This is a genomic window from Acutalibacter sp. (assembly GCF_056800975.1).
In genome coordinates this window covers 1-12,321 of sequence record NZ_JBQISV010000066.1, presented here as the reverse complement: position 1 = coordinate 12,321, position 12,321 = coordinate 1, and the positions used below count along the sequence as shown (strand labels likewise).

The window sequence follows — 12,321 nt, the reverse complement described above, 5'->3', positions numbered from 1 at the left end:
GCTTGAATCAACAGACCCATTAGTGCAGTACGCCGCAGGTATTATAAGAGCCTATCCTGAAATGATCCGCACGCATCTTGCTTGCATATTTTCCGTCATATAGCGGCCAAATTTCTTGACAGGCGTCAGCCTGCCTGCAAAATTTTGACGCTATCTGACGATAAATCTGACTGCGTAATCTGCGCACGTCTCATTCCGGGATAGGCTCTAAGCTTTCCCGGCGCTATGGGCAAAGTCGCCGATTACGAAGCCGAGGAACCTGCCTTTTCGGAAAGCGATCTCCTTACCTGTGCGGAACAAATATGGGGGCAGAAAGAGAAGCAGAGTAACGGGCAGCCTTCAGAATTGATGAACTACGATGCGGAGATCGGTTTTTATGACCCGAAGGATGGTGTAGAGTACATTAACTTTTCATCATATGAATTGGCCCACGTTTCAGGTTATGTAAACTTGGGCGCTTCGGACAAGGAATATCATATGGTACTTATCTACAATACTTCCGGTGGCGTAACTGCTAAAATTATAGCGTTTACAGCTATAAATCGTAAAACAAATATGCCAGACGAAGCCTTCAAGGTCATCGAAACTCTGTTTAGCAGGTCAATTCAGCAGAATTCCGCCTTATATAATTCGCTTTCCGGTATCCCGCCCCATGTTGATGTTGGCTCAAGCGATGCCAAATTCAACGGATGGTCGATAAATGAGTGGAACAGCGAGCAGTTCAAGTTCATCCGCGACCAGATAAATGTTGTACAGTTTTATACCCCTCTTGATGTCCAGTTAGAAACCATTATACCGGCACGTTATAATTCAGAGCAGTCTTTGGAAAAAATCGTCCATGATATCTACGCAACTATGAGAATGATGCTGGCTGAGAGCTAATAATAGGATACCACATATAAAAAACACACAAATCCTTACAAAACAGGCTGAATATCAAGCACTTCCCCAGTGCTTGATATGAATTCAGGAACAAACCCCTTTGGCTGTAAGCTCAATATGAAAGTCACACTCCGCCTCCAACGGAAAAGCGTGAAAGTATGACTCCTCCAGAGGAATCCACCTGAACTTGAAAGCCTCTAGTTTCTCAGGGCCGCTCCGGGCTTCAATGCGCCGGAGCTGTTCTTCCGGCTCCACGTCCAGGAAAACGCGCGCGTCATAATAATCCCAAAGGGCTGGGTGGCAGCTATAAGAGCCCTCGATGATCGTAATGGGTGACGGCTCCAGATGCACCGGCTCCAGCATGGCAGGACGGTGGGCGTCATAGGGCCGGTACACCACCGGACGGTTTTCCTTCAAGGGCATCAGGACTTCCTCCAGCACCCGCTCCCGGTCCACATTTCCGCCCGGTTCTGCAAAGCGCTCTGGCGTCCTCTGCTGGGGCCGGAGAAAGAAATCGTCCATATGTACCACTGCTGCTCCTGATTTATCTTGAAGCACCTTTGCAAGAGTAGTCTTTCCCGAACCGCACCTGCCGTCGATTGCCAATCGTACAGGCTGTTTTGAAAGCGTCTGGATGAAATCCAGCAGCATTTCGGCGGCGGTGTATACGTCAGTTTTCCGCTTTCTCATTCTGTACTCCCCGCTTTTTCTGGAAAGGCACCAGCCCGGTGCGCCCCAGAGCCAGCATGATCACTGGGATCAGGATAAGCTGGGCGATTATACCAGGGACGGCATTGATAAATGCCCCGGCCAGGAACATCTGTACCGAAAAACCGCTGCCAAAGATGCCCAGCTGGATGGTCTGCACGACGCCCCAGACTACGCGCCCGGCAAGCATGGCAATCAGCAAACTGCGGTACAGGGCCAGCATACACTTCCACTTGGAGAGGGAGTAGAGCAGCCCTGCCACCAGGCCGTAGGTCATCAGCTCAAAGGCCATGCCGGTTGCGGCAGGAAAGAACACCGGCATACCGAATATGGCCGACCGCAGCAGGGGCAGCGCAAAGCCCACCACTGCCCCGCTCTGCCAGCCGCACACGAACCCGCACAGCAGCACAGGGATGTGCATGGGCAGGAGCATTTGGCCGATCTGGGGGATTTGGGCGGTGAACAGGGGCAAAATCAGGCCGATGGCCAGGAACATGGCGGATAGAACGATGTTTTTGGTGATAGGTTTCATTGGAATTCTCTCCTTGGCAATTTTTCATTCAGTATATAGGTCCGACTTTATGGCGCCTGATTAGTAAGAGCCTATCCCGAAATGATCCGCACGCATCTTGCTTGCATATTTTCCGTCATATAGCGGCCAAATTTCTTGACAGGCGTCAGCCTGCCTGCAAAATTTTGTCGCCATCTGACGATCAATCTGACTGCGCAATCTGCACACGTCTCATTCCGGGATAGGCTCTAAGTGTCTTATCCGACCCTCACCAACTCATACTTTCTCGTCCCCAGTCCAATGCGCTCCCCATGAACCAACTGTTCCTCCCAGCAGGTTTCCGGGTGTATCACATGAAAGTGGCCATGCTCGTCCTGGTGGCAGTCCGCTCCGGCCGCGTCCGTCAGGGCGGTGTTCTGCAAGGCGGGCGCGGCATTGACCGCATCGGCGCAGGCTTGATCCAGGGCTACCGGGTCGAGCCCGCAGAAGATCCCCACATTGGGCACAATGGGTGTGTCGGAATGGCTGTTACAGTCGCAGCTGGGGGAGACGTCCATCACCAGGGAGATGTGGAAGCAGGGCCTGTCCTTCACCACCGCCAGGGTGTATTCGGCAATTTTGTGGTTGAGCACCTCCCTGGCCTCGTCCCACTGGGGTTCGACAGCGTCCTGGTTGCAGGCCCCGATGCACCGCCCGCAGCCCACGCAGAGCTCATGGTCAATGGCGGCTTTCGGAGCCTTGCCCGCCTGGCTCAGCTTTGAAAAAGTAATCGCTCCATGGGCGCAGCTTTTTGCGCACTGCCTGCACCCCACGCAGCTGTCCGGGTCCACCACCGGCTTGCCTGCGGCGTGCTGCTCCATCTTCCCGGCCCGGCTGCCGCCGCCCATGCCGATATTTTTCAGCGCGCCTCCGAACCCGGCTTCCTCGTGGCCCTTGAAATGAGTCAGGGAGACCACCACGTCCGCATCCATCAGCGCCCGTCCTATTTTGGGCGCGGGGCAGTAGGTCATGCCCTCCAACGGCACCTCCACTTCATCCGTACCCTTCAGACCGTCCGCTATAATCACATGAGCCCCCACGGTCAGCGGGGAGAAACCGTTGAGATAGGCGGAATCGATATGGTCTAAAGCGTTCTTCCGGCCCCCTACATACAGGGTGTTACAGTCGGTCAGGAAGGGCTTGCCGCCCCGCTCACGGATGAAATCCACCAGGGTTTTCACATATACAGGCCGGATGATGGACGTGTTGCCCGGCTCCCCCAGGTGCATTTTGATGGCTACAAACTTGTTTTCCAGATCCATGGAGTTCAGTTCGCTCCTTTCCAGCATACGGGCAAACTTATCCAGCATACTGGCGCCTCCACGGGTGCGCATATCTGTCCAGGTAACCTTTGCGGTCATGTTAACAGCTCCTCTCGTTTTTCTTATTTTACAATATGGACTGCACTCCAAGTCAAGCCTTTTTCGAGCAGCCGGTTATCCGCCGCACCAGTGGCGATGCTGATCATCGAAAAGCTCAGGGAGCCGGTGCATCCTACCGCCGCCAGAGCTTGGGGGCTGACGAAGCGTCCCACGCTCACGCTGGGTTGTACAGCTGCTGGAACATATCCCCCAACAACACCGGAAATATAACGCCTGATGGGACGGCCTTGGGTCATGATGCTCTGCTCCCACTCCTTCTCTGCTTTCCACACATTTAGTTTGTGCGCTTATCTTGTCAAATTCTGCGCCCGGCTGTATCGCCGGAAATACCACAGCGCCACCGGCACCTTTATCACCTCGTCCATCATAATGATGAAATACACTGCCAGCGTGGGAAGATGCGGCCAGAAAGCCGCTGTCAGCGCCAGAGGGGCGATAATGCCTCCAACGAGTACCGCTGCGGTGAGGATTACAACCGGCTCAACGTAGTGGCCACCTTTCATCTGCTGTTCAACGCTGCCAACATGGCGGAGGCGGGCCTGCGCCTGGTGTGGAAACGGTATCAGGTGTTCTCCGACGCGGCCGAGGTGTTCTTGGAGAAGCTGAGAAGTTCATTCGAGGAACGAGACCAGTCCGGCGCTTAGCTTTCTGGTGCAGGCGTGGTTTTTTGGAACTGCTGATAGTGCTTAGAAGTCCGCAGCCGGTACAGCATCAAAAGCCCACGGACGCACAACTCTGACGCCATAGCCACCCACATACCGGGCAGGCCCAGCCGCCCCACCAGCAGCAGAGCCAGGCCGATGCGCACGATCCAGATGCTGCCCAGGTTCATCAGGCTGGGCACAAAGGTGTCGCCCACGCCGCGCAGGGCTCCCGCCGCCACAATGGAGATGGCAAACAGCGGCTCGGCCAGCAGCTCGATGCGCAAGACCCGCGCCGCCAGCTGCCGCACCGCAGGGTCGGGGGTGAGCAGCATAAACACGAAGGGGCAGAACGCCATCATCAATAGGCCGGTGAGGGTCATAAAGGCCGCGCCCATGGCCGTGCAGATATTGCCGTAGCGCTTGGCCTGCTCTACATTGCCCGCGCCTACGCTCCGGCCCACCAGCGTGGTGGCCGCCGAGCCGATGCCATAGCCGGGCATATAGCACAGGCTCTCTGCGGTGACGGCGAAGGAATTGGCTGCAATGGACACCGGGCCAAGGGGTGCGATAATGCGGGTGGCGGCAACCATGGCGCTGTTCATGGCGACCTCCTGTACTGCCAGCGGCGCGCCGATTTTCAGAGCTTTCTTGAGGATTTCCGAGTCAAACCGGCAGTTTTCCCGGCGAAACCGCAGCTGCTTGTTGCAGAAATAGCACCGCCAGGCCATGAGCAGAGAGACTGCCGCACAAGCCAGGGTGGTGCCCATGCCCGCGCCCAGCACGCCAAACCGTGGGATGAAGATGGAGTTGAAAGCCACGTCCAGGGCACACATGACGGCGTTTAAAATGCTGGGGGTGACCATGTCGCCGGAACACTGCAAAAACGACGAGGTCAGCGAGTTCAGTTGGGAGAACGGCAGCATGAGGGCGAACATCATGAAGTAGGCGGAGGAGTTGGCGCGGATAGCCGGGTCGCCGCCTAAAAGCGCAGGCAGCGGCCCGCTGAGCGCCAGCCCCAGCAGACACAAAAGTCCGGAGACGGTCGCCGCCGTGACAAGCCCGTGGCGTACCACGTCCCGGGCCTTTTTAGGGCTTTCACCGCCAATGTGGTGGGCTACCTGCACGGAAAATCCCGCCGACACCGCGTAGGTCACGCCATTCAAGAGCCAGGTGCTGGAGGACACCAGCCCAATGGAGGCCGATGCGTTTGCCCCCAGCGCACCCACCATGGCAGAGTCTATGTACTGCATGGCGATGGTGGTGATTTGCGTGAGAATGGCGGGCAGGCTCAGCTTCCATACCTCCGCAACCTGGGGCTTCAGCGCACGAAAGTTCAGTTTCATTGGGTTTCGTCCTCCTGCTCGTCGTAATCCCCGGTCAAAAAAAACTGTTTCATAGCGAGGGCAAACCGGTGCAAGTCCTCTACAAATGCTGTGTCATGCTCCGCAAAGTACCGCCGGAATAGCCGCTCTTCCATTTCATAGACTGGACGCAAAACCTCGTCGGCATAGGCTTTGCCCGAGGGGGTCAACTCTACATATAACTCCCGCCGGGTACCGGGGACAGGGCGCAGCGTCACTTGGCCGGACTTTTCCAGTTCTTTGACCAGGGTGTTCACGGTGGTGCGGGGGAAATTCCAGTCCCAGCAGATTTGGCTTTGGGTGTGGGCCTGGCCGTCGTTGAGAGCGGAGAGCAGCCAGAGCATATTGGGTTTTATTTTGGCGTTCTTAGAGAACACGCTGTAGGCCCCGTCGATCTGATAGACGGCCTTGCCCAACTGCCGGAAAAATGCGTAGCGTTCCACGGTTTATTCCTGGATCAGCTGGATTTGTACGCCGCTGGGGTCTTTCACAAAGAAAAACGACACACCCGGCGCGGGGCTGATGATGTCTGTGGGTTCCAGTCCCAGACCAGTGAGACGCTCGTGTTCGCTCTCTACATTCTCGGTATAAAAGCCAATGGCAAGGCCGCTGCCGGTGTAGGCTTGCTCTGCCGGTACTTCGATCAGCTCAATTTCCGTTTCACCCTTTTGGTTCGCCAGGAACACCATGGGCGCGTTGGGGCGGCGGTCGGACACGATTTCCAGATGGACGATGTCCTGGTAAAAAGCCACGGAGTCCTCCAGCCGGGTAGTGTAGATGGTGACGTGCTGCATAAACATAGGGAAACTTCCTTTCAGTGTTTAGAATACGGATTCGTATTTTAATATAGCATGGAAGGGGAAGAATGTCAAGACTATACAAGGACAGGTTTTGGATAGAAAATCTTCTGCTTTCAGTGGGGATAAATCTGTTGCTGGTAATTCCCAGCATTCTGGTCGCCAACACACCGCTCTGGACCGCTTACAATAATACCACAATCGCATCTGCTGTAGCAGGCGGATAATATAAAAAATACGGCACGACGGCAAAAGAAAGAGCCGTCGTGCAGCAGTCTATCGTTAGGTCCATTTGGAGAATGCTGGCTTTTGAAATCCAAGCCGCCATTCTTATTTATCTCCCAAAAGCGTAACGGGACAACGTTGACAGATACGGCGGCTGACAGGAGACGCCCACCCACTCCGCAAAAGCACCGCCCCCTGGGAGCGCCCAGCACCCCCCCAACCGCAAATCATCATAAAACGCCCGGCAGGACGCCCCAAATTTTGGAAAAGCCTTGCGCCCCTTTCAGGGGATATGCTATACTCATAGGGATACCGGCCTGCCCTTATAAGAGCTTCCACAAAGCCTTAGGAGCCAGCAGAGCCGCCCTAAGCCGCTATTCCGTTGTCCTCTCCGACAACACTGTCTACAGTATGCGGGACACGTGGAAGCGGCAGGCCGCTCTTATGTACCCTGCTAAAAGCCGAGCAGCCGCATATACGCCGCCGGTGCGGGCATACCCTACAGTTTTTCTCTCAGAACTCCACTACCATCCCGTCGTAGGAGGTGAGAAAGCCCTGCTTCCCGGCTGCATCGGCCATCTCGTCATACCCGGCCTTGCCGTTGTGAGAGAAGTGGTTCACCACATGCAGGGTCTGGGCCCCGGTAAGCCCCATGTCTGCCAGGGTCTGGCGCAGCTCACAGTTCACGGCCAGACCCATGTGGTTCTCACGGCCAGGGTTCAAAAGCCCGTTGGTGCAGTCGTAGGACACCAGGTCCAGAGCCACCGGGTGGGCCCGGAGATAGTCCAGGGTCTCAGGGGGCAGAAAGCCTGTGTCGTGGGCATAGAGCATGGCCCTGCCTCCCTTTTCCAGCAGATACACCAGAGAGTCCTCTGCCCCGTGGTCAGCCCGCAGAGGGGTGATCTGAAAGCCCTCGGCCTCAAAGGGCGCAAAGGCGGTAATCTGGTGCAGCTGCAGCCTGCCCTCCCGGTCCATGTCGGCAAAGCCGGGGGTCTCGGCCCGCACCCGGGCCAGCACCGGCGCCGCGCCGTACAGGTGGAAGGTGCGGGGCCCGGGCCGGTGGGCGGCCCAGCTGTAAAGGCATTCCAGCTCAGCGGGGTACAGGTGGTCGCTGTGGCAGTGGGTGACCAGCAGGGTGTCTATGTCGTAAAGCTTCAGCCCGTCCCGCAGGGTGTGCAGATAGGTGTCCGCAGGCAGGTCCAGCAGCAGCCTGTCGTCTACCAGAGCCTGGCTGCGGGTGCGAATGTTCCGGCCCCCCCTTGCGGCGGGCGTCCTGGCACACAGGGCACAGGCAAAAGGGAGCGGGCACAGCCTCAGCGGCGGCAGTGCCAAGATATTGCAGCTTCATAAGCGAACCTCTTTTCTTTTGTTTGTTTTTGGTACAGACTTGCTCAGGCAGTCTTACTTGAGCATACTTGCTCGGGCACACATACTCGTGCGTACCTGTTCGGGCATACCATCATTACATTATTTTTTGTCCTCTGTCCAGCGGCAGAAGGGCAGGGGGAGGGGGCAGGGATGAACACCAAAGAGAGCCGGTTCCATTTTGAGCGGTACTACATCGAGTCCCCCCAAAGGTATGGGGACATTTTCCTCTACCAAATCGGCGACCGGCTCTGCCGGGGCGGGGTGGAGATTGCCTCTCATGTGCAGGTCTGCCACGAGATTTCCTGCGTGGTCTCCGGCACGGGGTTCATGTATGCGGGGGGCGAGGCTTTCCGGGTAAGGCAGGGGGACCTGTTCCTCTCCCCCCTGGGAACCGTCCACCGCATCCGGTCCAGCGTGCACGACCCCCTGCGGTACTCCTACTGCGGCTTTATGCTGGCCCCTGCCTCCTCCACCGGCGAATATGCCGGGCTGATGGAGTTTTTTGCCCAGCCACCCCAGCCCCTGGCCCCAGACCGCTCCGGCAGTGTGCGCCAGGTGTTCTCGCTGCTGCTCAACGAGCTGCTGGTGGACAGCCCCAGCGCCGGACTGCTGGTGAAAAACGGGCTTGAGCTGCTGTTTCTGCTCACCCGCCGCTGCTATGAGAGAACCGGCGTCCGGCCCAAAGAGCCCCGGCAGAGCGGGAGCTTCCGGCAGCGCATGGTATATGATGTGGTCAACTACATTGACAACCACATTCTGGGCATCCACCGTCTCACCGACATCAGCGACCAGCTGGGCTACAGCTACTCCTACGTCTCCCAGTCCTTTGCCGCGGTAATGGGCAGCAGCCTGAGCAACTATTACCAGCAGCGGCGGTTTGAAAAGGCCGTAGAGCTGCTCAGCCAGGCCAACACCGTCACCCAAGTCTCTGAAGCCCTGGGCTTTGACTCAGTTCAGTCCTTCAGCCGCTTCTTCCGCAAAAGCTGCGGCGCGCCCCCCTCCCGGTACATGCAGAGCGCCAGCCCCGCCGACCCGCAGCCGGAAAAGCCCAAGTAGCCCTCAACCTATTATAATGAGGACTGGGCGCAGAAGCAACCGTTTGGGGTTGACTAAGAAAGCTGCTAAACACCCAGTCTGAGAGGCGGGGGAGATGCACAGTCAGGCCAACACCGTCACTCAAGTCTGTGAGGCTCTGGGCTTTGACTCAGTTCAGTCCTTCAGCCGGTTCTTCCGCAAAAGCTGCGGCGCGCCGCCCTCAGCCCATTATAAAGGGGACAGGGTGCAGAAGCAACCGTCTGGGGGCTGATTGAGAAAAATGCTAAGCATTGCGTGAAAAATGTTATTTTTAGCGAAAAAAAGCCCCGGTCCTCAGCCCGGGCCAGTGTGCCAGAGGGGGAAAACTCTTGACTTCTGACGCTGCTTGGGGTATCATGAAGAAAAGTGCGCCACGCCGGTGTGCCTGGGCCTCTCTGCCTTGCCGCCGGGCCCTGTCAGACCAGGTCCGGCAGTGTGGAACCTGTGGGCTCTGAGGAAAATGCAGGAATGGATATCAGACGGACTTTCGCTCGTGTACAGGCCAAGCTTGTACACGGGTGCACAGGCCAAGCCTGTACACGGGCGCACAGGCTTGGCGGAGCGTTGATAAAGCTGCGGGAGGGATATTATGGCCGAGGATTACCGGGAGCTCAGCGACGACCGCCTGGCCGCGCTTGTGCGGGGGGGCGCAGCCGAGGCCTTTGTGGAGCTGAGCACCCGCTATATGGGCTTGGTCCGGGCTCGGGCTGCCTCCTTCTCCGGCCCCGGCGCGCCGGAAAAGGAGGACCTGTTTCAAGAGGGGTTTTTGGGCCTTTACGCAGCCGCCCTCAGCTTTCAGGAGTCCAGAGGCGCGCCCTTCTCCGCCTATGCTGCGGCCTGCGTCTACAACCGCATGGCCAGCGCGGCCCGCAGCCACCAGAGCTTTGGCAACCGCACCCTCAACGAGTCCCTCCCCCTGGATAGCGCCAGCGGCCTGTCTGCCCCTGCCGGAGGCCCGGAGGACCGCTATGAGCTGCGAGAGAGCTTTCGCGCCATGTGGAAGGGCATTGAGCAGACCCTGAGCCCATTGGAGCTGCGGGTGCTGCGGCTCTATCTGGGGGGCTGGCGGCGGGAGGAGATTGAGGAGAGAACAGGTATATCCCTGCGCAGCTTTGACAATGCCCTGCACCGGGTCCGCGCCAAGCTGCGCAAACTGGACACATAAAACCCCAGGCTGGAAGGGAGAGACCCCATGATGAACCGTGACAAGCTTCTTCGGTGCCGTGCCTGCGGCAAGCAGTTTGTGTTTACTGCTGCCGAGCAGGCGTTCTACGCGAAAAAAGGCTTTGCCCTGTGGCCCCGCCGCTGCAAGGATTGCCGCCGGGCCGCTCAAAGCCGCAAGCCCCTGCACCGGGCCGTGTGCGCGGCTTGCGGCCGGGACACCCAGGTCCCCTTTGTGCCTGACGAGAGCCGCATGGTCTACTGCCGGGACTGCTATGCCCAGATTGTAGCCGAACGCCGGGAGGAAAAGGCCCGCCGCCAGAGGGCGGAATAGGGGGATGCTGGGGACGGAAATTCCGTGGCAAAAAAAATTGCGGAGATTTGAAAAAAGGGGTTGACAAATGGCGCATCCGGCGCTATAATATACAAGGTCAGTTGAGATGGCCCGGTAGTTCAGTTGGTTAGAACGCTAGCCTGTCACGCTAGAGGTCGACGGTTCGAGCCCGTTCCGGGTCGCCAATATAGTTTGCAGGCAAAGGCTTTCTGTGCCGCAAGCTATTCCTTGCTGCTATGGCTCAGGTGGTAGAGCACATCCTTGGTAAGGATGAGGTCTCCAGTTCGAATCTGGATAGCAGCTCCAAGATTTTCCCTAGAAACCGTAAGATTTCTAGGGATTTTTCTTTTTCTGCTGGTTCTGGCACTACGCGAAAAGGACATACAAAAGGACATACGCCCTCAAAATATCGAATACTTTACCACAAAGAAAAGGCTGGGGATTTGCCCCCAGTCTTTCGCTTTTATTCCCCATTCCCCGCCGCGTCCAGGGCCTGCCGGAAGATGTCCCCGGCCCGCTTGACGCTTTCCTCATCGGCGTGGGTGTACATTCTCAAGGTTGTGGACTTGTCCGCATGGCCTAGCTTTTCACTCACAGAGGCCACGTCCGCGCCGTTGGTAATGGCTACGCTTGCAAAGCTGTGCCTGAGCTTGTGCGGGTGCAGATCAGCCACACCATACCGCGCCGTAAACTTTTTCATGTACCGGGTGGGGCTCTGGGGGTGCATGGGCTCCGGGCAGCCCTCTTGACTGAAAACAAAAGGAGATAGCCCGCTTGCGGCCTGTTCCTGCCTGAGCTGCCGCAGGAGTGCCACAACCCCAGGCGCTATATCCACCGTGCGGCTCTTGCCGCTCTTGGGCGTGTCCAGGTAGACCCCTTTCGCTGGGGTATAGCAGAGGTTTCCGGCTACGGTAATCTTCCCAGCGTCTAGGTCTACACACTCCCATTTAAGCCCACACGCTTCTCCCCGGCGTAGCCCGGTATCAATCAGCAGCGACATATAGGCCCGCCATTTCAGCGGCTCATGCTCTAAGCAGTCCAGTATATGCTTTAATTCACCCGCCGTGTAGCTCTCTGCCTCGGCGGGCTTTTTCATCTCATCCTTGCGGGGCTTGGGCCGCTCTACCTTGTCCATCGGGTCACGGTCGATAAGGTCTGAAAGGTAAGCCATTTTGAAAATGGACTTGAGCACTGTGTACGCCTTAACACAAGTGCCCTGGGCCTTGCCCGCCGCTTGCATCGAGAGCAATAAGGCACTGATTTCAGCCGGGGTAATCTCAGGCAGTTTCAGCTCACCCAGCACCGGATATATCCAGCGGTCAAGTATGCCCTGGTAGGTGCTGCGGCCATTCTCGCTCATGGTAACAGCCTTTGTGGGCATAAAGACCCCCTCCCCGTACTGCCTGAGGGTCTTTATCTTCGCCGCCTCTATGGCCCGCTGGCGGTCTATTTCCGCCTGCTCCTCCCGGCTGATTACCTCCCCGGCCTGGGCTTTGCGCTCAAACTCTGCCGCTTGCTTGTGCAGCTCCCGCTCTATGGCTTTCCGGCTCCACCCCTCGGGCGGGTACCAGCGGGTGGAGAGATAGCCCTTTTCCCGGCCCCGGCTCACCCGGATTTTGTAGAACAGCCTGCCGTCTTTGGTTGTCATTTCCTTAATGCTGGGCACTATGAACCCTCCTATTCATGTCAACATAACTATCTAACAGGCCACGCAAAATCGGCACGATCCGCTCGTTAAATAGGTATCGGGTCTGTTCCTCATTAGCAGAAATGCAAGAGACGGGCTTTGAGCCGCCGGAGGCTGTGCTTGATGCCACCGCCGAGTACCGCCACGA

The 12,321-nt window shown here is 57.4% G+C and carries 14 protein-coding genes and 2 tRNA genes; 7 read left to right on the top strand and 9 right to left on the bottom strand.

Annotated features, from left to right (window positions below; translation table 11 throughout):
- Positions 1 to 225 precede the first annotated feature (225 nt).
- A complete protein-coding gene (locus ACTO5E_RS07940) occupies positions 226 to 882 on the top strand; it encodes a hypothetical protein (RefSeq protein ID WP_482302876.1) in 657 nt (218 codons plus the stop codon).
- Positions 883 to 966: 84 nt separating this feature from the next.
- Here the strand turns inward: ACTO5E_RS07940 and ACTO5E_RS07935 are convergent, their stop codons facing one another.
- The 4 genes from ACTO5E_RS07935 to ACTO5E_RS07920 all read right to left on the bottom strand — a co-directional run bounded on the left by ACTO5E_RS07935 (position 967) and on the right by ACTO5E_RS07920 (position 3,758).
- Positions 967 to 1,572, bottom strand: coding sequence for a uridine kinase family protein (locus ACTO5E_RS07935; protein ID WP_482302875.1), 606 nt, complete (start codon positions 1,570 to 1,572; stop codon positions 967 to 969).
- Positions 1,553 to 2,122 carry an ECF transporter S component gene (locus ACTO5E_RS07930; protein ID WP_482302874.1) on the bottom strand — a complete coding sequence of 190 codons (570 nt, stop codon included), beginning with the start codon at positions 2,120 to 2,122 and terminating at the stop codon, positions 1,553 to 1,555. Before ACTO5E_RS07930 ends, ACTO5E_RS07935 begins: the two co-directional genes overlap by 20 nt.
- Positions 2,123 to 2,358: 236 nt before the next feature.
- Positions 2,359 to 3,501: a DUF362 domain-containing protein gene (locus ACTO5E_RS07925; protein WP_482302873.1), complete on the bottom strand. Its 1,143-nt coding sequence runs from the start codon at positions 3,499 to 3,501 to the stop codon at positions 2,359 to 2,361.
- Positions 3,502 to 3,524: 23 nt separating this feature from the next.
- Complete coding sequence (locus ACTO5E_RS07920; protein WP_482302872.1) at positions 3,525 to 3,758, bottom strand: hypothetical protein; 234 nt, start codon at positions 3,756 to 3,758, stop codon at positions 3,525 to 3,527.
- 162 nt (positions 3,759 to 3,920) lie between these two features.
- On the opposite strand from ACTO5E_RS07920, the gene ACTO5E_RS07915 reads away from it, so the two are divergent.
- Positions 3,921 to 4,166, top strand: coding sequence for a hypothetical protein (locus ACTO5E_RS07915; RefSeq protein WP_482302871.1), 246 nt, complete (start codon positions 3,921 to 3,923; stop codon positions 4,164 to 4,166).
- Here the strand turns inward: ACTO5E_RS07915 and ACTO5E_RS07910 are convergent.
- The 4 genes from ACTO5E_RS07910 to ACTO5E_RS07895 form a co-directional block, all read right to left on the bottom strand.
- Positions 4,163 to 5,509 carry an MATE family efflux transporter gene (locus ACTO5E_RS07910; RefSeq protein WP_482302870.1) on the bottom strand — a complete coding sequence of 449 codons (1,347 nt, stop codon included), beginning with the start codon at positions 5,507 to 5,509 and terminating at the stop codon, positions 4,163 to 4,165. The genes ACTO5E_RS07915 and ACTO5E_RS07910 overlap by 4 nt on opposite strands.
- Positions 5,506 to 5,970, bottom strand: a complete 465-nt coding sequence (locus tag ACTO5E_RS07905; RefSeq protein WP_482302869.1) for a MarR family winged helix-turn-helix transcriptional regulator — start codon at positions 5,968 to 5,970, stop codon at positions 5,506 to 5,508. Before ACTO5E_RS07905 ends, ACTO5E_RS07910 begins: the two co-directional genes overlap by 4 nt.
- A gap of 3 nt (positions 5,971 to 5,973) precedes the next feature.
- Positions 5,974 to 6,327 (bottom strand): VOC family protein, encoded by a 354-nt coding sequence (locus ACTO5E_RS07900; RefSeq protein ID WP_482302868.1) that lies wholly within the window; start codon positions 6,325 to 6,327, stop codon positions 5,974 to 5,976.
- A 735-nt stretch (positions 6,328 to 7,062) separates the two neighbouring features.
- Positions 7,063 to 7,881: an MBL fold metallo-hydrolase gene (locus ACTO5E_RS07895; protein WP_482302867.1), complete on the bottom strand. Its 819-nt coding sequence runs from the start codon at positions 7,879 to 7,881 to the stop codon at positions 7,063 to 7,065.
- Positions 7,882 to 8,067: 186 nt separating this feature from the next.
- Here ACTO5E_RS07895 and ACTO5E_RS07890 point away from each other — a divergent pair, with 186 nt between their 5' ends.
- The 5 genes from ACTO5E_RS07890 (at position 8,068) to ACTO5E_RS07870 (ending at position 10,792) form a co-directional block, all read left to right on the top strand.
- Positions 8,068 to 8,973, top strand: a complete 906-nt coding sequence (locus ACTO5E_RS07890) for an AraC family transcriptional regulator (protein ID WP_482302866.1) — start codon at positions 8,068 to 8,070, stop codon at positions 8,971 to 8,973.
- 607 nt (positions 8,974 to 9,580) lie between these two features.
- Entirely contained in the window at positions 9,581 to 10,156 is a 576-nt protein-coding gene (locus ACTO5E_RS07885) for a sigma-70 family RNA polymerase sigma factor (RefSeq protein WP_482302865.1), read from the top strand.
- 27 nt (positions 10,157 to 10,183) lie between these two features.
- A complete protein-coding gene (locus ACTO5E_RS07880) occupies positions 10,184 to 10,486 on the top strand; it encodes a zinc-ribbon domain containing protein (protein WP_482302864.1) in 303 nt (100 codons plus the stop codon).
- A 108-nt stretch (positions 10,487 to 10,594) separates the two neighbouring features.
- Positions 10,595 to 10,671: transfer RNA gene (locus ACTO5E_RS07875), tRNA-Asp, on the top strand.
- A 45-nt stretch (positions 10,672 to 10,716) separates the two neighbouring features.
- Positions 10,717 to 10,792 (top strand) — tRNA-Thr (locus ACTO5E_RS07870).
- A 157-nt stretch (positions 10,793 to 10,949) separates the two neighbouring features.
- Here ACTO5E_RS07870 and ACTO5E_RS07865 read toward each other — a convergent pair.
- On the bottom strand, positions 10,950 to 12,152 hold the full coding sequence (locus tag ACTO5E_RS07865; protein ID WP_482302863.1) for a tyrosine-type recombinase/integrase: 1,203 nt from the start codon (positions 12,150 to 12,152) through the stop codon (positions 10,950 to 10,952).
- Between the last annotated feature and the right edge of the window lie 169 nt (positions 12,153 to 12,321).